Source organism: Herbaspirillum rhizosphaerae, assembly GCF_001189965.1.
Taxonomy (GTDB): domain Bacteria; phylum Pseudomonadota; class Gammaproteobacteria; order Burkholderiales; family Burkholderiaceae_D; genus Herbaspirillum; species Herbaspirillum rhizosphaerae.
Window position 1 is genome coordinate 164107 of sequence record NZ_LFLU01000010.1, and the last position, 20005, is coordinate 184111.

Sequence of the window (20005 nt, forward strand, 5' to 3'; positions counted from 1 at the left end):
AATAGTTGTTGCAAAAATAGGGTGGAAGGCAAAACTTTATTGCCTCAAGAGCAAAGATCTTCACGTTGAGCATGCTGAAATCAACTTTCGAATATTTCGATAATTGATCGTCAATCTTTCCGTTTTTCTTTCGTTTCTTGTTCGCCCATACTTCGCTCCATGGTGAACGACAAAGAGAAAGACGGACACCAAACAAAGCACCCACCCTTATCGAATTAATCGACCATATCTCAGGAGAACATCATGGCAATCGCAAAAGCACAACCAGGCAAGACACTGCTGAACCCAAGCAACCACACACTGATCATGATTGACCATCAGTCGCAGATGTCCTTCGCCACTCATTCGATCGACATGGTCACCCTGCGCAACAACGTCGCCCTGGTCGCCAAGGCCGCCAAGGAATTCAAGGTATCGACAATTTTGACAACAGTCGCCGAAAAATCCTTCTCCGGCCCGATGTTCGATGAAATCAAATCGGTGTTCCCGAACGAAGAAGTGATCGACCGCACCAGCATGAACACCTGGGAAGACCCACGCATCGCCGACCGCGTCAACGCCATCGGCAAGGACAAGATCGTGCTGGCCGGCCTGTGGACATCGGTGTGCATCGTCGGTCCTGCGCTGTCGGCGCTGGATCAAGGCTTTGAAGTCTATGTGATCACCGACGCCAGCGGCGACGTCTCGAATGAAGCGCATCAACGTGCCATCGAGCGCATGATCCAGCTGGGTGCGCGTCCGATGACATCGCTGCAATACCTGCTCGAACTGCAACGCGACTGGGCGCGCACCGAGACTTACAACGAAACCGTGGCAACCGCCATCGCCAACGGCGGCGCATACGGTCTGGGTTTGATTTACGCTAAAACCATGTTCAACGCATCCGAAGGCCATTAACCCGTTACTGAGCTTTCATCCGGGATCCTGTCTCAAGAGAAAACAGGATCCCGCAGTGTAGAAATCCCCCGACAAAACATAACGACTACCTCCAGGAGTGAACATGAGCGCCGACCTGATTCTGCTGAACGGAAAATTCCACACCATCGACAAAGAGCAAGCGCTGGCTTCCGCCGTAGCGATCAAGGACGGCAAGTTTCTCGCCGTCGGCGATGCCGAAGCCGCCATGCGCCATCGCGGCGCCAAGACCCAAGTGGTCGACCTCAACGGCCGCAGCGTCGTGCCGGGACTGAACGATTCGCACATCCACCTGATCCGCGGCGGCCTGAACTACAACCTCGAACTGCGCTGGGAAGGCGTGCCCTCGCTGGCAGACGCACTGCGCATGTTGCGCGAACAAGCGCTGCGCACGCCGCATCCGCAATGGGTGCGCGTGGTCGGCGGCTGGACTGAATTCCAATTTGCCGAGCGCCGCATGCCGACGCTCGACGAAATCAACGCTGCAGCGCCTGACACCCCGGTGTTCATCCTGCATCTGTACGATCGCGCCTTGCTCAACCGCGCCGCCTTGCGCGCCGTCGGTTACACCAAGGACACGCCGAACCCGCCGGGCGGCGAAATCCAGCGCGATGCCGCCGGCAATCCGACCGGCATGCTGATCGCCCGTCCCAACGCCATGATCCTGTACGCGACGCTGGCCAAAGGCCCGTCGCTGCCGCTGGACCAGCAAGTCAATTCGACGCGCCAGTTCATGCGCGAACTCAATCGCCTCGGCGTCACCAGCGCCATCGACGCCGGCGGCGGCTTCCAGAATTATCCGGAAGACTACGCCATCATCGACCAGCTGGCGCGCGAGCAGCAACTGACGATCCGCATCGCCTACAACCTGTTCACCCAGCGCAAGAACCAGGAGCTGGAAGACTTCCAGCGCTGGACCGACATGATCACGCCGGGGCAGGGCGACGACTTTTTCCGTCACAACGGCGCCGGCGAAATGCTGGTGTTCTCGGCAGCCGACTTTGAAGACTTCCTCGAACCGCGTCCCGAACTGGCCGCCGGCATGGAAGACGAACTGGAAAAAGTCGTGCGCCATCTGGTGTCGAACCGCTGGCCGTTCCGCCTGCATGCGACCTATGACGAATCGATCAGCCGCATGCTGGACGTGTTCGAAAAAGTGAACCGCGAGATTCCGTTCAACGGCTTGCATTGGATGTTCGACCACGCCGAAACCATTTCGCCGCGCAATATCGAGCGCGTGCGTGAGCTCGGCGGCGGCCTGGCGATCCAGCATCGCATGGCCTTCCAGGGCGAATATTTCGTCGATCGTTATGGCAAGGAAGCCGCCAAGGCCACGCCGCCGGTGCAGCGCATGCTCGACATGGGCGTGCCGGTCGGCGCCGGCACCGACGCCACCCGCGTCGCCAGCTATAACCCGTGGACTGCGTTGTACTGGCTGGTGTCCGGCAAGACCGTCGGCGGCCTGCAACTGGCCGAAGCCGGCTTGCCGCGTGAAACCGCGCTCGAACTGTGGACGGCCGGCAGCGCCTGGTTCTCCAGCGAGCAAGGCAAGAAGGGCCGCATCAAGGAAGGCCAACTGGCCGACCTCGCGGTGCTGTCGACGGATTTCTTCAGCGTGCCGGAAGAAGACATCAAGGCCATTGAATCGGTGATGACCGTGGTCGGCGGCAAGATCGTCTACGGCGCCGCCGAATTCGATCCGCTGGCGCCGCCGCCGATCCCGGTCTTGCCTGACTGGTCGCCGGTGAAGACCGTGCCGGGTCACTATCGTCCGGTGGCCAAGTCGGCCGCCGCGCCACAAAAGCAATCCGCGATGCCGCATCAATGCGCCGGCGCCTGCAACGTGCACGCCCACTCGCATGATGTCGCCCGCCGCTCGTCGGTGCCTGCCTCGAACTTTTCGGGCTTCTGGGGCGCGCTGGGTTGCAGCTGCTTCGCTTTCTGATTCGGAGTTTAAAAATGACTTATTCCAAAGTGATCTGGGGGCTCGCGCTCTCCTTCGTGGTCGGCTTCTGCTGCCATCTGGCGCAGATTCCCGTGCCGTCGCCGCCGGTGCTGAGCGGCGCGCTTCTGGTGTTCACCATGAGCAGCGGTTATTGGCTGGTGGATCGCTACCTGGCCTCGCGCACTATCAAGGCAGCAGAGGTGAAAGCATGAGCGCGCTGTTCACCGGCGCCGTACTGGGCGCACTGATCGGCGCAGTCTGTCGCTGGTTCGGCGTACCGTCGCCGACGCCGCCGACACCGGTCGGCGCTTCGCTGGTGGTGGCAATGACGCTGGGTTATGTGGTCGCCGGCTTTGTCCTGGTCGGTCATCTGTAATTTCAATTTTCGATTTTCGATTTCCCACTGAGGAGAATCATCATGCAAACGTATCAAACCGTACCCGCCGCACAGGCTGTCAAACAAACCTGGCTGCCGCGCCTGCTGTGGGCGCCGGCACAGCATCTCGGCCTGCTGTTCCTGCGTCTCTCCGGCGCCTTGCTGTTGCTGTACGTGCATGGCCTGCCGAAGATCATCAACTTCGCCGGCGAGCTGCAGCATATCGACGATCCGCTGCATGTCGGTCGCGCCTTCACGCTGGGCTTTGCGATCTTCGCCGAAGTCCTGTGTCCGGTGCTGATCGTGCCCGGCATCCTGACGCGTCTGGCCAGCGTCGCCGTGCTGGTGTTGCTGGGAGTATCGATGTTCCTGGTGCACGCCGACTGGAGCATCGCTGAAGGCCAGTTCGGCTGGTTGCTGATGATCGTGTTCGGCAGCATTGCACTGATGGGCGCAGGCCGTTTTTCGATCGATGCCGCATTGAGCCAAAAAGCCGAGGACTGAGATGAGCACAATCGGCAACATTCCTCGTGCGGCCTGCCAGGGCGTCGCCATGAGTTTCCTGGCAGGTTATGTGGATACCGTGGGTTTCGTCGCCTTGTTCGGATTGTTCACGGCGCACGTTACCGGCAACTTCGTGCTGATCGGCAGCGAGCTGGCCAATCCCTCGCACGGCGTACTGATCAAGTTCCTGGCGTTTCCCGCCTTCATCGGTTCCGTCATTTTGACGCGGATGGCGGTGATCTGGCTGGAGCGCAGCGGCAAACCGGCCTTGCCATATGTGTTGGGGCTGCAACTGCTGTTCTTGCTGGTGTTCATGGGGCTGGGGCAAAGCATTGCGCCGGTCGGCGTGGCCGATGCGAGAGCGACGGCAGCCTTGCTGGCGGGCATGTTCGGCGCGGCGGCGATGGGTGTGCAGAACGCCGCGGCGCGCTTGATTTTGCCGCAGTCGGCGCCAAGTACAGTCATGACCGGCAACGTCACCCAATTGGTGATCGACGTCGTGGATATCGTGCGGGGCGCGGCAGATCAGAGCGTGCGCCAGCGCTGCACCAAGTTCTTCTGGCCTATCGTCGCCTTCGGCGCGGGTGCGATCGGCGGCGCGTTTGCCTACCGTTACGCCTTGTTCCTGGCCTTGCTGTTGCCGGTGGCGATTTTGGTGGCAATGATCTGGGTGGAATATCCGGGACGAAAGTCGGGAGCGGCAACGCCTTCAACCCTATAATGAGCGCCTGGGCTGAATTAGGGCGTCAAAAATAGAGATCTGCAGCCATACTGCAGATCGACAGACAAGGGTAGCGGTGCGGCGATGACTTATTTGTATCACCTGATTGAACAGTACGGTCTGATCATCGTATTTCTGAATGTGCTGACCGAACAACTCGGCGCGCCTATTCCTGCCTACCCGACGCTGGTCATCACCGGCGCGCTGGCCTACCGCGGTCAGTATCCGGTTGCGCTGCTCCTGCTGGTGGCGGTGGTGGCTGCACTGATCGCCGACTATGTCTGGTATCTCGCCGGCCGGCGCTACGGCCGCCGCATCATGTCGACGTTGTGCCGCATTTCTCTCTCTCCCGATTCCTGCGTGCGCCAGACCGAGTCCATCTATTCGCGCTGGGGCGCCCGCTCGCTGCTGGTGGCCAAGTTCATCCCCGGCTTCGCCTCGATCGCCAGCGCACTGGCCGGCACCGTCGGCACCTCGCGCGGCAAGTTCATTTTGTACGACGGCGTCGGTGCCGCCTTGTGGGCCGGCGTGGCGATTTTTCTCGGCGCGCTGTTCAATACGGCCATCGACGACGTGCTCAGCGTGCTGGCCCAGCTCGGTCAATACGGCATGATGCTGATCGTCATCGCATTCGCCGTGTTTGTCGCCAGCAAGTGGTGGCAGCGCCGCCGCTTCCGCAAGTCGCTGGAGATGGCGCGCATTTCCGTCGGCGAACTGGACGGCCTGCTCAAGAGCGGCATCCGTCCGACCATCGTCGACGTGCGTTCACCGGCTTCGCAGCAGGCCGGGCGCATTCCCGGCGCGCTGACGATTTCCAATCAGGAGATCCAGACCTTTGCTTTCGATGCGCCGATGGAAGATGAAGTCATCGTTTATTGCGCCTGCCCCAACGAAGCCTCGGCCGCATTGGTGGCCAAGGCGCTCATGCGGCGCGGCTACAAACGCGTGCGGCCGCTGACCGGCGGCATCGATGCCTGGGTCGCGGCCGGTTATTCCGTCGAAGCCTGAGCAGCTTTCCACTTCCTTTTTTCATTACTTCCCATGTTCAGAATCAGCCTCGACGCTTTGTTGATCCTTGATGCCATCGACCGGCGCGGTTCGTTTTCCGCTGCCGGCCTGGAGTTGCATCGCGTGCCGTCGACGATTTCCTATACCGTGTCGAAGCTGGAGCAAGACCTCGGTGTGCAAGTGTTCGAGCGGCAAGGACCCAAGGTCGTGCTCACGCGGGCCGGTGAGGAATTGCTGAAAGAGGGGCGCTACCTGCTCAAGGCGGCCGAGGATCTGGAACATCGCGTACGCCGCGTCGCCTCGGGCTGGGAAACCGAATTCACGATCGGTCTCGACTCACTGTATTCGGCTGCATCGCTGGAACCCGACATCGTGGCCTTCTATCAGGTCGCCGATCGCACGCGTCTGCGCATTGCGCGCGAATCGCTGGCCGGCACCTGGGAAGCCTTGCTGGACCGCCGCGTCGATCTGTTGATTGCTGCGCCGGGAGAGGGGCCGGCCGGCGGCGGTTACGTCGCCGAGCAAATCGGCACGGTGAAGTTCGTCTTCGTGGTGGCGCCGCATCATCCGCTGGCGACAATGAACAAGGTGCTGAGCAAGGCCGACCTGCATCCGTATCGCGCCATCAGCGTCGCGGATTCGGCGCGCAAGATGCCGCCGCGCACGGTCGGGCTGCTGTTCGGTCAGGACACCTTGACGGTGCCGGACATGCGCAGCAAATACGCTTTGCAACTGGCCGGCGTGGGTTTTGGCTTCTTGCCGGAGCCGTGCGTGCAGAAGTCGATTGCCTCCGGCACGCTGATCGTCAAGGAAGTGGAAGAGCCGCGGGCGGAAGAAACTTTCTCGCTGGCCTGGCGCGTGGGTGAAGACGGTGCGGCCTTGAGCTGGTGGCTCAAGCGCATGCGCGAAACCGATGTCCTCAAACGCATGCTGTCGCAGATCGCGGACGGCGGTTTGTAGACTTAACAAGTGTTAAAAAAAGCGCGACAGCTTATGGCTGTCGCGCTTTTTTCATGGATGCCTGCCGGATCGATCAGGCAGCAAATTCAGGTCGCAAATTGCTCAGGCGGCAACCAATGTGCCGATGGTTTGGCGGGTTTGCGCGATGGCCTTTTCAACAGCCGCTTCGCCCATGCCCAGGCCTTCGCTGTGCACGAAGGTGATGTCGGTCATGCCGATGAAGCCCAGTACGCCGCGCAGGTAGGTTTCATGGAAGTCCATGACCTTGGCCGGACCTTCGCTGTAGACGCCGCCGCGCGAAGTGAACACATACACCTTCTTGCCCTGGATCAGGCCGACCGGACCGGTTTCGGTGTACTTGAAGGTCACACCGGCACGCGCCACGTGGTCGATCCAGGTCTTCAGCGTCGAGGTGATCGAGAAGTTGTACATCGGTGCGCCGATGACGATGATATCGGCCGCGTTGACTTCGGCGATCAGTTCTTCGGAAACTTTCACCAGTGCTTGTTGTTCGGCGCTGCGCTTGTCGGCAGGCGTGAAGAATGCGCCCAGCTTTTGCTCGTCCAGATGCGGGATCGGGTTGGCGGCGACATCGCGTTCAACGACGACGCTACCTGGTTGGGATGCTTGCAATTTAGCGACGAACTCGCCGGCGACCTGGCGCGAGATGGAGCCGGTGCTGCGTGCGCTGCTGTTGATGAAGAGAATGTTTGCCATGATTTTTCCTTGTGTTCGTGATTGTGAGGTTGTTGCCTGCACCGCCGTTGTAGCGGCACAGGGAGTTGGATTTAGTAAGGCAGATCGAAGAGCAGGAATTCAGCCGCTTCCGCCTTTTCGAAGGTGATCAGGCTCTCGGCGCTGACCTTGATCGCATCGCCGCCGGACAATTGCTTGCCGTTGACGGTCAACTGACCGCGGATCAGGTGCACGTAGCCGAGGCGTTTGGCGCCCAGCGCGTGTTCCAGTTTGGCGTCGCCGTTCAGGATTGAGGCAAAGATCGAGGCATCCTGATGGATCAGCACCGAGTTGTCGCGACCGTCAGACGAAGCGATCAGGCGCAGCTGGCCTTGCTTTTGCTCCGGAGTGAAATTCTTCTCTTCGTAGCTTGGCGGAATGCCTTTCACGTTCGGCTGGATCCAGATCTGCAGGAAATGCACCGGTTCTGTCTTCGAGTGGTTGAACTCGCTGTGACGCACGCCGCTGCCGGCGCTCATGCGCTGGACGTCGCCGTAGTGCAGGACCGAGCCTGTGCCCATGCTGTCCTTGTGCTCCAGCGCGCCGTCGAGGACATAGGAGATGATTTCCATGTCGCTGTGGCCGTGCGTGCCGAAACCCATGCCCGGTGTCACGCGGTCTTCGTTGATGACTTGCAGCGGACCGAAGCCGACATGTTCCGGATCGTAGTAATGGCCGAACGAAAATGTATGGTGCGAATTCAACCAACCGTGATCGGCGACACCGCGTTCCTTGCTTTTGCGAATTTGAAGCATGATTTTCTCCGTCGGTTAGTGCTGGCAAGGGCGTTTTCCACCTTGGAAAACTGCCTTCTTGTTTGCATGATTAAGTGGACAGAACGGAGTATGCGCGGGGCAAAATGAAAAGAAAAACGGAAAGATTTGTGGGCTATCATCGAATTATTCGATGATTAATTTAACTATTTGATAAATAAGGATTTATTTTAATTTTAAGATGATTTTTGTGCGCTGATGAGGTGGTATTTGCACGTGTTTTATCATCGTTTTCGATAAGGATCGAAAATCTGTGAGCCGGAGGGCTTCAGACGAAAGCAGTACGTATCGGCGTGCCTTCGCGCAACGTCTTGGTCACCGGCGTCTTTTCGCAGATTTCGCCGAGGCGGGTGATCTGTTCCGGCGTCAGCGCGTTGCCGAAGGTGACGGTGCGCTCGATGTTTTCCAGACCGCAGTCGTCTCGCGAGAAACGCGCATCGATATGTATGGTGCCGAGATCCCAGCCTTTGCGATCGGCGTACATGCGCAAGGTCAGCGAAGTGCACGCTGCCAGCGCCGCCAGCAGCAATTCGTAGGGTGCAGGGCCGGTATCGGTGCCGTTGTTGCTGGCGGGTTCATCCGCTTGCAGCTGATGGGTGCGGGCGCGGATGCGCTGCGCATAGCCGGCGTCGTTGTGCAGATGAATGGTCGCCATGATGTTCTCCTTGAAAGCCGGGATGAAGATGAATGATTGTTGCACATTCCATTTTCAAGTTTCCACCGGGCGTAAAAAAAGCCTGCGCAAGGCAGGCTTTTTCCAAGAGCAAAAACTGAATTAGCTTAGGCGAAATTCTTCGCTGCGAAATCCCAGTTCACGATGCCCCAGAATGCTTCTGCATACTTCGCGCGTGCATTGCGATAGTCGATGTAGTAAGCGTGTTCCCAGACGTCGATGGTCAGCAGCGCCTTGCTGTCGGTGGTCAGCGGTGTGCCGGCGCCGGTGGTGTTGACGATGTCCAGCGTGCCGTCGGCTTTCTTGACCAGCCATGTCCAGCCGGAACCGAAGTTGGCCAGGCCTTGCTTGGTGAATTCAGCCTTGAAGGCGTCGAACGTACCCCACTTGGCGTTGATGGCGTCAGCCAGTGCACCGCTTGGCGCGCCGGCGCCCTTTGGTGTCAGGCCGTTCCAGTAGAAAGTGTGGTTCCAGATTTGCGCTGCGTTGTTGAACACGCCGCCGGAGGACTTCTTGATGATGTCTTCGAGGGACAGGTTTTCGAATTCAGTACCAGGGATCAGGTTGTTCAAATTGGTCACATAGGTCTGGTGGTGCTTGCCGTAGTGATATTCGAGCGTTTCCTTGGAGATGGTCGGTGCCAGTGCGTCGAGTTCGTAAGGCAATGCCGGTAGGGTATGCGCCATGGTGAATCCTTTCGGGTTTGTTGATTAAAACAAGGTTTTTATTCTGAGTCTGTGATTCTAAAGCGGATAGCGATTCTTTGCACTCTCCGCAGCCCGTGTAAAGAGGTATCGACTGTCGGTATTTAATGTAGGAAATGTCCGCGTGGGCCCGTATCGGCCTTGCAAAACGTGATGATTCTCAATCAAGTCTTAGTCAAGCGTCGGCTGCACGCTGGCGATGCCGACTTCGGCGCTGCCCTCGGCCAGCCGCAGCGTCACATTGCTGCGCGGCTGCAGGTCCGACGGTGCGCGCAAGACCTTGCCTTTGCTGTCGGTGACGATGGCGTAACCGCGCTCCAGCGTGCGCTGCGGATTGAGCAATTCAAGCTGGGCGTTCTGCGCCGCCAGCAACTGGCGCTTGCGCTGACTGAGCTGAGCCACGGCATTGCCGATGCGCCGCTGATGATCGCTCAGGAGGAGGCGCGCGGAGCGTGTGTCGGGCAGACGATTCTGCAGGCGCATCTGCAAATGCTGAAGCTGGTAGCGCGCTCTGGTGACCGGCGTGCGGGTGGCGTGTTCCAGCCTGGCTTGCAGGGCGTTGAGCTTGACGCGTTCATGCGTGATGTAGGCGGTCGGGCTGACCAGCCGGCGCGACATCCAGTCGACGGTCTGGCTGCGCTCGGTCAGCTGGCGCTTGAAGGCGCGCGTCAGGTCGAGCGCGTGGCTGTGCAATCCGGCCAGCCATTCGGCGCGGGGCGTGGCGCACAACTCGGCGGCGGCGGTCGGCGTCGGCGCGCGCAGGTCGGCGGCGAAATCGGCGATCGTGAAATCGGTCTCGTGGCCCACGCCGGAAATCACCGGGACCGGGCAAGCCACGATGGCGCGCGCCACGGCTTCGTCGTTGAAGGCCCATAAGTCTTCCATGCTGCCGCCGCCGCGGCCGACCAGCAGCACGTCGCATTCGGCGCGCTGTGAAGCGGTCTGGATGGCGCGTGCAATTTTGGCGCCGGCGCCTTCGCCTTGCACCGGCGTCGGATACAGGATCACGCGCACATGCGGGGCGCGGCGGCGCAGCGCGGTCAGGATGTCGTGCAGCGCCGCTGCCTGCGGGCTGGTGACGATGCCGATGCAGCGCGGGAAAACCGGCAACGGACGCTTGCGGTCGGGATCGAACAGGCCTTCGTGTTCCAGCTTTTCTTTCAGGCGCAGGAAGGCCTCGTACAGATTGCCGACCCCGGCGCGGCGGATCGCCTCGACATTGAGCTGATAGTCGCCGCGCGGCGCATACAGCGTGACCAGCGTGCGTACTTCCACCTTGTCGCCTTCGCGCGGCGAAAAACCGGCGTGCTGGGCGCGGCCCTTGAACATCACGGCGCGCACCTGGGCGGCGTCGTCTTTCAGCGTGAAATACCAATGGCCCGATGCAGCGCGGGTAAAATTGGATATTTCGCCGGATACCCAGACCAGCGGAAACGTCCGTTCCAGCACGCGCGCGACCGCCTGATTGAGCGCCGAGACGGCGAGCACCGGCGGACCGGAAGGCGCGGCGGAGTGCGAAGAGCTGGAAAAATCGTCGAGAGCCATGTGTCTGGTGACTGGAAAAAGTGGAAGGGCGTTGTCCGGGCTGTGCACGTTTTCTGCTCAGATTTGAAAAACGCTTTGAAATCAAAGGCTTTGTTTATTGCGCAGGCCGTTGTTCACAAAGTTATGCACAGAAAATGTGGGTAAAGTGCACAGGCTTTGCAAACGTGGTCACGCATGATGGTAAAGCGGGATTTTAAAGCGCTTTTGCCGCGACGTCCGCTGAAGAGCGCATTTCAAGGGGAAACCGCTGCCAAATGCATCTTGGCCTTGCCGGGCAGGGGGCAACGCGTTACATTCTGCACCGGAAAATTAATCCGTATATATTCCGTTCGTATTCAGTTCGTTAGTTAACAAAGGAGTCTCTCTTGTTCGAAATCATCCAAGCCGCAGGTTGGCCGATCTGGCCGTTGTTGATCGCCTCCGTCATCGGCCTTGCGCTGGTCATCGAAAGACTCTTGTACCTGCGCCGCTCGCGCATCCTGCCTGAAGACCTGCTGCCGGAAGTGGTGCGCGTCTATGAATCCGGCCGCGTCAACGAGGATGTGATCGACAAGCTGGAACAGAATTCGCCGCTGGGCCAGGTGCTCGCCGCCGGCTTGCGTAACGTCGATGCGCCGCGCGAAGTCATGAAAGAAGCCATCGAAGAAGCCGGCCAGGCCGCTGCGCATCGTCTGGAGCGCTATCTGACTACGCTGGGCACGATTGCTTCGCTGGCGCCGCTGATGGGCCTGTTCGGTACGGTGATCGGCATGATCGAAATCTTCGCCTCGCAAAACGCCGCCGGCACCAATCCTGCCCAGCTGGCGCACGGTATTTCGATTGCTCTGTACAACACCGGTTTCGGCCTGGCGATCGCGATGCCGGCGCTGGTGTTCTATCGCCACTTCCGCGCGCTGGTCGACGGCTTTGTGGTCGACATGGAGCAGCAGGCGGTCAAGTTCGTGGACGTAGTGCACGGCGCGCGCCAGTAAAAAGGGAATCGCCATGAATTTTCGCAAAGGCCGCGGACGGGAAGATCTGGAAATCAACCTGATTCCCTTCATCGACGTGTTGCTGGTGATCGTGATCTTCCTGATGGTGACCACCACCTACAGCAAGTTCACCGCCCTGCAGATCACGCTGCCGACCGCCGACGCCGAGAAGGCGCTGGAGCAGCCGTTCGAGCTGAACGTCGCCGTCGACGCGCAAGGACATTACGCCATCAACAACGTGCAGATCGCCGCGCGCGATGTCAACGGCATCGCCAGGGAATTGCAGAACGCGGTCAAGGCGAACGAGGCCAATGTGGCTGCCGGCACCGCCAAGGCCGACCCTGTGGTCATCATCAACGCCGACGCACTGGCGGCGCATCAGACGGTGATCAATGTGCTGGAAGCGGCACGCAGCGCAGGATTTGCGCGCGTGACGTTTGCTGCGCAAAGCAGCAGCGGCAAGTAACCGTAAGTAATAGCAAGCAATTGCGCCGCTGTTTTCGTTTCTCTGACCAGGCTCACTTTTGTCCGATCACGCTTCCCTTGAATCTGCATTGACGCGCGCCTGGATGCGGCGCGGCTGGCTGGCGTGCCTGCTGTGGCCGCTGTCGCTGCTGTTCGGGCTGATCGCATTCGGGCGGCGCGCCCTGTACCGCACCGGCATCAAACGGGCGACGCGTCTGCCGGTGCCGGTCATCGTGGTCGGCAACATCTTCGTTGGCGGTACCGGCAAGACGCCGCTGACGATCTGGCTGGTGCAAGCCTTGCGCCAGGCCGGTTACACGCCGGGCGTGATTTCGCGCGGCTACGGTGCAAAGCTGGGCGAGGCGCGTGAAGTGACTGCTGCTTCGCAGGCGCGGGATGTCGGCGATGAACCCCTATTGATTGCTGAACGTGCCGCTTGCCCGGTGATGGTCGGACGCGCACGCGTCGCCGTTGCTCAAGCGTTGCTGGCGGCGCATCCCGAGATCGATGTGATTGTGTCCGACGATGGCCTGCAGCATTACGCCATGGCGCGTGATCTTGAAATCGTCTTGTCGGACGCGCGTGGCAACGGCAACGGCTGGCTGTTGCCGGCAGGGCCGCTGCGTGAACCGGTGTCGCGTCGTCGCGACTTCACGGTGTGCAATGTCGGCAGCGACGGTAGCATGACTGCTGTGCCTGCCGGCGCTGTCGCCATGCAACTGACAACCGATCAGGTGGAACTGTTGCAGGACCGTTCCTGCAAGCAGCCGCTGGAAGCGCTGAGCCAGGCCGAAGGCATCGCCGCCGTCGCCGGCATCGGCAATCCCTCGCGTTTTTTTGCGACGCTGCGCCAGGCCGGTCTGAACTTTGAAGCGATAGCATTGCCAGATCACTATGATTTCGCGCAAAACCCTTTTGCCGGCCTGTCGGCCGCGCTGATCCTGATCACCGAGAAGGATGCAGTAAAATGCAGGGCAATTGAGGCCATCAAAAACGACCCGCGCATCTGGGTCGTGCCCGTGACGGCGCGCATAGACGGCGCGCTGGCTGAACATATAGTGGAGAAACTCCGTGAACGCCCGACTGCTTGATATTCTCGTTTGCCCGATTTGCAAGGGACCGCTCGAGTTCGACAAAAAAGCCCAGGAACTGATTTGCAACGGCGACAAGCTGGCTTATCCGATTCGCGACGGCATTCCCATCATGTGGGCCGACGAAGCGCGCGATCTTGGCGCTGCGCCTGCGACCGCAGCTGCTCCGATTGCGCCGGTTGCCGAGTAAATATTTGCCTTAGTCCTGTTTCTGTTTTTGCTGACCGTCTGATTGCATCTGCCATGTCCTTTACCGTCATCATTCCCGCGCGCCTTGCTTCCACCCGTTTGCCGAACAAGCCTCTGGCCGACCTCGGCGGCAAGCCGATGATCGTGCGCGTGGCGGAACGCGCGGCCTTGTCGGGTGCGGCGCGTATCGTGGTGGCGACCGACCATCGCGATATCTACGCGGCTTGCGAACAGCATGGCATCGACGTCGCCATGACGCGCGCCGATCATCCGTCCGGCACCGATCGCATCGCCGAAGTGGCAGCCGCGCTGGACTTGGCCGACGACGCCGTGGTGGTGAACGTACAGGGCGACGAGCCCCTGATCGATCCGGGCCTGATCGCGGCCACTGCTGCGCATATCAAGTCCGACGTGCCGATGGCGACCGCGGCGCACAGCATCGAGTTGCTGCCGGAGATGTTCAACCCCAATGTCGTCAAGGTGGTGCTGAACAAGGAAGGCCGCGCCATGTACTTTTCGCGCGCGGCGATTCCCTGGCATCGCGACGGTTTTGCGCAGTCCAAGGAAAGCCTGTCCGAGCTGCACAGCCACGAGTTCGCACCGCTGCGGCATATCGGCATGTACGCCTACACCAACAAATTCCTGCAGATCTACCCGACGCTGACGGCGTCGCCGCTGGAGCGCATCGAAGCGCTTGAGCAATTGCGCGTGCTCTGGCACGGCTATTCGATTGCGGTGCACGTAACGTCGCTGCTGCCGGAAGCCGGCGTCGATACGCCCGAAGATCTGGAGCGCGTGCGCAAGCATTTCCAGGCGCCTCCGGACAGCCCGCTGGTGGCGGCAATTTCCGCCCTGTAATTTTTTATCGCGGGTGAGCGCGTTTCGGCATCGAAGCGAAACGACTCGTATCGTTATGAATCATTTATCGGCGCTCTCTTTGTAAGTCTGCTGTCATTCTCGCCAGTGATAATTCAGTGAACCGGGCTGCCTAAAAAATAGGCGTTTGTCATGATCTGGTAAGATTTTGTGGTAAGTTTCGTACAGAGCAGAGATACACGGCGTCAACAGAGACAATCGCCTTCGATGGCAACAATTGGATAAGTTGGTACGTTCAGTGGCCATCGCAACAGAATTCAAAACTTCAATTTAGGAAAAAATATGCGCCTCATCCTTCTAGGAGCGCCTGGTGCCGGTAAAGGTACGCAAGCCACTTTTATCAAGGAAAAATACAATATTCCGCAGATTTCGACCGGAGACATGCTGCGCGCCGCCGTTGCTGCCGGCACGGAACTGGGCATCGCCGCCAAGAAGGTCATGGACGCAGGTGGTCTGGTGTCCGACGACATCATCATCGGCCTGGTCAAGGATAGACTGAAGCAGTCCGATTGCGCCAACGGTTACCTGTTCGACGGTTTCCCGCGCACGGTGCCGCAAGCCGACGCCATGAAGGACGCCGGCGTCACGATTGATTATGTTCTGGAAATCGACGTTCCCGACAGCGCCATTGTTGAGCGCATGAGCGGCCGTCGCGTGCACCAGCCTTCGGGCCGCACCTACCACGTCAAGTTCAATCCGCCGAAGGTCGAGGGCAAGGACGACGTCACCGGCGAAGCGCTGATCCAGCGTGACGACGACAAGGAAGAAACCGTCAAGAAGCGTTTGTCGGTGTATCACGAACAGACCGAAGTGCTGGTCGGCTATTACGGTAAATGGGCAGAATCGGGTCAGCCCGGTGCGCCGCAATATCGCAAGATCGCCGGCGTCGGACCGGTGGAGCAAATCAGAGAGAGTGCATTTAAGGCACTGTCGGCATAAAATGAAGCGGACCATGTGTCCGCTTTTTTTACGCCCGTGATCAGGTCGCCGCGGCAACAGCGGCAGCATCAGTAACATCAGCAGAGAGCAGGCGGAAAGCAGCAAAGGGGTATAGCCCGGCATCACATAAAAGATCCATAAGAAAAAGGGCGACGTAAAGTTTTGCAGTGCGCAGTGTCTGCATCAGGGCCGGTCGACGAGAGCGGCGGTGCAGAAGGTCGTGATTGTTTACTTTGTCGTGATAACAAGGAGGAGACATGATGGCAGGAGCCTTATGGTTTGCCGTGGCATGCGGCGTCGTCGCAGTGATCTACGGCCTCATTTCCCGCAGTTGGATTCTCAAGCAAGACCCCGGCAACCAGCGCATGCAGGACATCGCGACTGCGATTCAGCAAGGCGCGGCGGCTTACCTGGCGCGTCAATATCGCACCATCGCGCTGGTCGGCGTGGTGCTCTTCATCGTCATTGCATTGATTCCCGGTCTCGGCTGGATTACGGCGCTCGGTTTCCTGATCGGCGCGGTGCTGTCGGGCGCGTGCGGTTTCATCGGCATGAACGTCTCGGTGCGCGCCAACGTGCGCACTGCGCAGGCGGCGACCAAGGGCATGAACGAGGCGCTCAATGTGGCGTTTCGCGGCGGCGCGATTACCGGCATGCTGGTGGTCGGGCTGGGCCTGCTGGGCGTGGTGCTGTTTTTCTGGTGGCTGTTTTTGCGGGGCGTCGGCACTGCGCCGTCGCTGCATGACGCGATCCAGCCCTTGATCGGCCTGGCCTTCGGCGCCTCGCTGATTTCCATCTTTGCGCGTCTGGGCGGCGGCATCTTCACCAAGGGCGCGGACGTGGGAGCCGATCTGGTGGGCAAGGTCGAGGCGGGCATTCCCGAGGATGATCCGCGCAATCCGGCGGTGATTGCCGATAACGTCGGCGACAACGTCGGCGATTGCGCCGGCATGGCGGCCGACTTGTTCGAAACCTATGTCGTCACGCTGATTGCAACCATGCTACTTGGCAGCCTGCTGATCAAGGGCGCGGAAGTGCTGGCCGTCATCTATCCGCTGCTGCTGGGCGCCGTCTCCATCCTGGCGTCGATCATCGGCTGCATGATGGTCAAGGTCGCTCCCGGCAAGAAGATCATGTCGGCACTCTACACCGGCTTGTGGTGGGCGGCGGGGCTGAGTCTGGTTGGTTTCGCGATTGTCACCTGGACCGTCATGCCGCCGGAGCTGCGCATGCCGATGATGGGTTCGGCCGTGATCGGTATCGTGCTGACCGGCCTGATGGTCTACATCACCGAGTACTATACCGGCACCGACTTCAAACCGGTCCGGCATATTGCGGAGGCTTCCACCACCGGGCATGGCACCAATATCATCGCGGGCCTTGGCGTGTCGATGAAATCGACGGCTTATCCGGTGCTGGCAGTGTGCGTGGCGATCCTGGCGTCGTACTGGCTTGCCGGCTTGTATGGCATCGCGATTGCGGCGACCTCGATGCTGTCGATGGCCGGCATCATCGTGGCGCTGGATGCCTACGGTCCCATCACTGACAACGCAGGCGGCATCGCCGAGATGTCGGGCATGCCGGAATCGGTGCGCGCCATTACCGATCCGCTTGATGCTGTCGGCAATACCACCAAGGCCGTGACCAAGGGTTACGCCATCGGTTCGGCCGGTCTGGCGGCGCTGGTGCTGTTTGCCGACTACACGCATGCGCTCGATTCGGTGGGCAAGAGCACGTCCTTCGATTTGTCTAATCCCATGGTGATCGTCGGCTTGTTCATCGGCGGCTTGATTCCCTACCTGTTCGGCGCCATGGCGATGGAAGCGGTGGGGCGTGCAGCCGGCGCGGTGGTGATCGAAGTGCGCCGCCAGTTCAGCGAGATCAAAGGCATCATGGACGGCAGCGGCAAGCCGGAGTATGACAAGGCGGTCGATATGCTGACCTCGTCGGCGATCAAGGAAATGATCATCCCGTCCTTGCTGCCGGTGATCGTGCCTGTCGTCGTCGGTCTGCTGCTCGGGCCGGCGGCGCTGGGCGGCCTGCTGATGGGTACGATCGTGACCGGCTTGTTCGTCGCGATTTCGATGACGACCGGCGGCGGCGCCTGGGACAACGCCAAGAAGTACATCGAAGACGGCCATCACGGCGGCAAGGGTTCCGACGCGCACAAGGCGGCCGTGACCGGCGATACGGTGGGCGATCCTTACAAGGACACGGCCGGGCCTGCGGTCAATCCGCTGATCAAGATCATCAATATCGTGGCCTTGCTGCTGGTGCCTTTGCTGCCGGCGCCGGCCTTGACTGCGGCATCTGCTGCGGTGGTGACGCCAGTCTCCGCTGCCGCAACCGAGACAACTGCTGTTGTTGTGACCGTCCCCGTGGGAAAATAGCCATCCCCATCCCACAAGGGTGATTACAAGATGACCGGCATGGGCATCCCATGCCGGTCTTTATTATTGGAGAACGAGACATGCAGATTGCTGGACAAGTGTTTGTAGTAACAGGCGCGGCATCGGGATTGGGCGCGGCGACCGCGCGCATGCTGGCGGAAAACGGCGGCAAGGTGGTGCTGGCCGATTTGCAGGAGGAGGCCGGTGAGAAGCTGGCGGCCGAGCTGCAAGGCAAATTTGTGCGCTGCGATGTGACTACGGAAGAAGACGGCCTCAAGGCGATCGAAGCCGCAAAACAACTCGGCAGTCTGCGCGGCCTGATCAATTGCGCCGGCATCGCGCCGGGCGCCAAGCTGATCGGCAAGGATGGCCCGCACAGCATGGCCTTGTTCCAGAAAACCCTCAATATCAACCTGGTCGGCACCTTCAACATGGCCCGCCTGGCGGCGGACGCCATGAGCAAGCAAGATCCGCTGGAGCAGGGCGAGCGCGGGGTGATCATCAATACCGCTTCGGTGGCGGCCTTCGACGGCCAGATCGGGCAGACCGCGTATTCCGCATCCAAGGCGGCGATTGTCGGCATGACGCTGCCGATGGCGCGCGACCTGGCGCGCAGCGGCATCCGCGTGATGACGATTGCGCCGGGCATCTTCGAGACGCCGATGATGATGTCCATGCCGCAGGAAGTGCTGGATTCGCTAGGCGGCGCGGTGCCTTTTCCGCCGCGGCTGGGCAAGGCGACCGAATATGCCCACCTGGCCAAGACTATCATTGAAAACCTCATGCTCAATGGCGAAACCATCCGTCTCGACGGCGCCATCCGCATGCCACCGAAGTAGAAAAGTTACGTAACTTTTATCTGCGTATTTTTGGCAACACCTCGCACTTTTGCCGGCTAAATTTCGCCTAAAGCGCGTGCGCCCTGCTAAGCTGTTGGCATGGAGTCAACAGATAAAAAAACGGGATTGATCCTGACTGGCGGAGGAGCACGCGCGGCTTATCAAGTCGGCGTGTTGAATGCCTTGTCCATGATTTTGATGGAAGCCGGCTGGCCGGCCCATCAGAATCCTTTCCAGATCATTTGCGGCACCTCGGCCGGGGCCATCAATGCGACTGCGCTGGCGTGTCGCGCCGACGATTTCGGCGAGGGTGTGCGCGAGCTGATGAGTGTCTGGTCGAACTTTCGCGTCGAACAGGTCTACCGTTCCGATTCGCTTGGCGTGATCCGCTCCGGCGCGCGCTGGCTGTCGCTGTTTTCTTTCGGCTGGCTGCTGCGCAAATGGCGCGCCAATCCGCCCAATTCCCTGCTGGACAACACGCCGCTGGTCACCATGCTGCATCGCTTGCTGGATTTGCCGCGGCTGGACGATGCCCTGGCCAACGGCACCCTCCATGCACTGGCGGTGACGGCCTCGTCTTACACCGGCGGCCAGCATCTGACCTTTTATCAGTCGATGCAGGAAATCGAGCCCTGGCGGCGCACCCAGCGCGGCGCCATCCGCGACCAGATCGGCGTCGAGCATTTGCTGGCGTCGTCGGCGATTCCCTTCATCTTCCCGGCGATTCCTATCTATTACGAAGGCCGCCGCGAATATTTCGGCGACGGTTCGATGCGCCAGATTGCGCCGATCTCGCCGGCGATTCACCTGGGCTCCAGCAAGATCCTGGTGATCGGGGCCGGCCGCATGGGCGAACGTTCCGAAGCGCCGACCGAGCTGGCGCAATACCCGAGCCTGGCGCAGGTGGCCGGTCACGCCTTGTCCAGCATCTTCCTCGACGGGCTGGCGGCGGACATCGAGCGCACCAACCGCGTCAATCAGACTTTGTCCATGCTCACTCCCGAGCAGCGCGCCAAGATGCCTTTGCGCCCGATCGAAGTGCTGGTGATTTCGCCGTCCGAACGTATCGACGAGATCGCCAGCCGTCATGTCAACAGCCTGCCGCGCCCGGTGCGGGTGATGCTGGGCGGCATCGGCGCCACCGAAGTACGCGGCGCCGCACTGGCGTCCTATCTCCTGTTCGAGCAGAGCTTCACGCGCGAGCTGATCGCCCTCGGCGAACGCGATACCTACGCCATGCGCGAGCAGGTTCTTGCATTTTTTGAACCAGAACTGGCATTGGCGCTCCAAGCCTGAGCTCCACGCACCTACCTTGCAGAACGCAGATACGGGTTGCTTGGTTTGAAGCAAAACGTTACTCTACGCAATGGTATTGCGAAAAATTAA

Annotated in this window: 23 protein-coding genes; 17 read left to right on the forward strand and 6 right to left on the reverse strand. The window is 60.2% G+C overall.

What is annotated here, in order from left to right; genetic code table 11:
- Positions 1–243: 243 nt before the first annotated feature.
- The 8 genes from AKL25_RS15125 to AKL25_RS15160 all read left to right on the forward strand — a co-directional run bounded on the left by AKL25_RS15125 (position 244) and on the right by AKL25_RS15160 (position 6429).
- The gene (locus AKL25_RS15125) at positions 244–897 is read left to right on the forward strand and encodes a hydrolase (protein WP_050478517.1); all 654 of its coding nucleotides are present in this window, start codon (positions 244–246) and stop codon (positions 895–897) included.
- Positions 898–1000: 103 nt separating this feature from the next.
- Positions 1001–2860 (forward strand): amidohydrolase, encoded by a 1860-nt coding sequence (locus tag AKL25_RS15130; protein WP_050478518.1) that lies wholly within the window; start codon positions 1001–1003, stop codon positions 2858–2860.
- Between the two features lie 14 nt (positions 2861–2874).
- Positions 2875–3072, forward strand: coding sequence for a DUF1427 family protein (locus tag AKL25_RS15135; RefSeq protein ID WP_050478519.1), 198 nt, complete (start codon positions 2875–2877; stop codon positions 3070–3072).
- Complete coding sequence (locus tag AKL25_RS15140; RefSeq protein ID WP_050478520.1) at positions 3069–3236, forward strand: XapX domain-containing protein; 168 nt, start codon at positions 3069–3071, stop codon at positions 3234–3236. The genes AKL25_RS15135 and AKL25_RS15140 overlap by 4 nt, the downstream gene beginning before the upstream one ends.
- Positions 3237–3278: 42 nt before the next feature.
- Positions 3279–3740, forward strand: coding sequence for a DoxX family protein (locus tag AKL25_RS15145; protein ID WP_083444730.1), 462 nt, complete (start codon positions 3279–3281; stop codon positions 3738–3740).
- 1 nt (position 3741) lies between these two features.
- A complete protein-coding gene (locus AKL25_RS15150) occupies positions 3742–4461 on the forward strand; it encodes a YoaK family protein (RefSeq protein ID WP_050478521.1) in 720 nt (239 codons plus the stop codon).
- Positions 4462–4545: 84 nt separating this feature from the next.
- On the forward strand, positions 4546–5469 hold the full coding sequence (locus AKL25_RS15155) for a DedA family protein/thiosulfate sulfurtransferase GlpE (protein ID WP_050478522.1): 924 nt from the start codon (positions 4546–4548) through the stop codon (positions 5467–5469).
- Between the two features lie 33 nt (positions 5470–5502).
- A complete protein-coding gene (locus tag AKL25_RS15160; protein WP_050478523.1) occupies positions 5503–6429 on the forward strand; it encodes a LysR substrate-binding domain-containing protein in 927 nt (308 codons plus the stop codon).
- Positions 6430–6531: 102 nt separating this feature from the next.
- On the opposite strand, the gene AKL25_RS15165 is transcribed toward AKL25_RS15160, so the two are convergent.
- The 5 genes from AKL25_RS15165 to xseA all read right to left on the reverse strand — a co-directional run bounded on the left by AKL25_RS15165 (position 6532) and on the right by xseA (position 10859).
- A complete protein-coding gene (locus AKL25_RS15165) occupies positions 6532–7146 on the reverse strand; it encodes an FMN-dependent NADH-azoreductase (protein ID WP_050478524.1) in 615 nt (204 codons plus the stop codon).
- Between the two features lie 71 nt (positions 7147–7217).
- The gene (locus AKL25_RS15170; RefSeq protein WP_050478525.1) at positions 7218–7919 is read right to left on the reverse strand and encodes a pirin family protein; all 702 of its coding nucleotides are present in this window, start codon (positions 7917–7919) and stop codon (positions 7218–7220) included.
- Between the two features lie 286 nt (positions 7920–8205).
- The gene (locus AKL25_RS15175; protein WP_050478561.1) at positions 8206–8592 is read right to left on the reverse strand and encodes an OsmC family protein; all 387 of its coding nucleotides are present in this window, start codon (positions 8590–8592) and stop codon (positions 8206–8208) included.
- A gap of 125 nt (positions 8593–8717) precedes the next feature.
- The gene (gene sodB / locus AKL25_RS15180; RefSeq protein WP_007876983.1) at positions 8718–9296 is read right to left on the reverse strand and encodes a superoxide dismutase [Fe]; all 579 of its coding nucleotides are present in this window, start codon (positions 9294–9296) and stop codon (positions 8718–8720) included.
- Positions 9297–9485: 189 nt separating this feature from the next.
- Positions 9486–10859 carry an exodeoxyribonuclease VII large subunit gene (gene xseA / locus AKL25_RS15185; protein WP_050478526.1) on the reverse strand — a complete coding sequence of 458 codons (1374 nt, stop codon included), beginning with the start codon at positions 10857–10859 and terminating at the stop codon, positions 9486–9488.
- A gap of 365 nt (positions 10860–11224) precedes the next feature.
- Here xseA and AKL25_RS15190 point away from each other — a divergent pair, with 365 nt between their 5' ends.
- From AKL25_RS15190 to adk, 6 genes are all read left to right on the forward strand, one after another.
- The gene (locus AKL25_RS15190; protein ID WP_050478527.1) at positions 11225–11830 is read left to right on the forward strand and encodes a MotA/TolQ/ExbB proton channel family protein; all 606 of its coding nucleotides are present in this window, start codon (positions 11225–11227) and stop codon (positions 11828–11830) included.
- Between the two features lie 13 nt (positions 11831–11843).
- On the forward strand, positions 11844–12296 hold the full coding sequence (locus AKL25_RS15195; RefSeq protein ID WP_050478528.1) for an ExbD/TolR family protein: 453 nt from the start codon (positions 11844–11846) through the stop codon (positions 12294–12296).
- Positions 12297–12399: 103 nt separating this feature from the next.
- A complete protein-coding gene (gene lpxK, locus AKL25_RS15200) occupies positions 12400–13386 on the forward strand; it encodes a tetraacyldisaccharide 4'-kinase (RefSeq protein ID WP_240475760.1) in 987 nt (328 codons plus the stop codon).
- Positions 13367–13576: a Trm112 family protein gene (locus AKL25_RS15205; RefSeq protein WP_050478530.1), complete on the forward strand. Its 210-nt coding sequence runs from the start codon at positions 13367–13369 to the stop codon at positions 13574–13576. Before lpxK ends, AKL25_RS15205 begins: the two co-directional genes overlap by 20 nt.
- A gap of 53 nt (positions 13577–13629) precedes the next feature.
- Positions 13630–14433, forward strand: a complete 804-nt coding sequence (gene kdsB, locus AKL25_RS15210; protein ID WP_050478531.1) for a 3-deoxy-manno-octulosonate cytidylyltransferase — start codon at positions 13630–13632, stop codon at positions 14431–14433.
- A gap of 300 nt (positions 14434–14733) precedes the next feature.
- A complete protein-coding gene (gene adk / locus AKL25_RS15215; protein ID WP_050478532.1) occupies positions 14734–15390 on the forward strand; it encodes an adenylate kinase in 657 nt (218 codons plus the stop codon).
- Positions 15391–15430: 40 nt separating this feature from the next.
- Here adk and AKL25_RS24265 read toward each other — a convergent pair whose 3' ends face one another.
- Positions 15431–15649 carry a hypothetical protein gene (locus AKL25_RS24265; protein WP_157050657.1) on the reverse strand — a complete coding sequence of 73 codons (219 nt, stop codon included), beginning with the start codon at positions 15647–15649 and terminating at the stop codon, positions 15431–15433.
- A gap of 1 nt (position 15650) precedes the next feature.
- Between AKL25_RS24265 and AKL25_RS15220 the strand changes: the two genes are divergently transcribed.
- The 3 genes from AKL25_RS15220 (at position 15651) to AKL25_RS15230 (ending at position 19915) form a co-directional block, all read left to right on the forward strand.
- Positions 15651–17780, forward strand: a complete 2130-nt coding sequence (locus AKL25_RS15220; RefSeq protein ID WP_050478562.1) for a sodium-translocating pyrophosphatase — start codon at positions 15651–15653, stop codon at positions 17778–17780.
- An 80-nt stretch (positions 17781–17860) separates the two neighbouring features.
- The gene (locus AKL25_RS15225) at positions 17861–18619 is read left to right on the forward strand and encodes a 3-hydroxyacyl-CoA dehydrogenase (RefSeq protein WP_050478533.1); all 759 of its coding nucleotides are present in this window, start codon (positions 17861–17863) and stop codon (positions 18617–18619) included.
- A 99-nt stretch (positions 18620–18718) separates the two neighbouring features.
- A complete protein-coding gene (locus tag AKL25_RS15230; RefSeq protein WP_050478534.1) occupies positions 18719–19915 on the forward strand; it encodes a patatin-like phospholipase family protein in 1197 nt (398 codons plus the stop codon).
- Positions 19916–20005 lie beyond the last annotated feature (90 nt).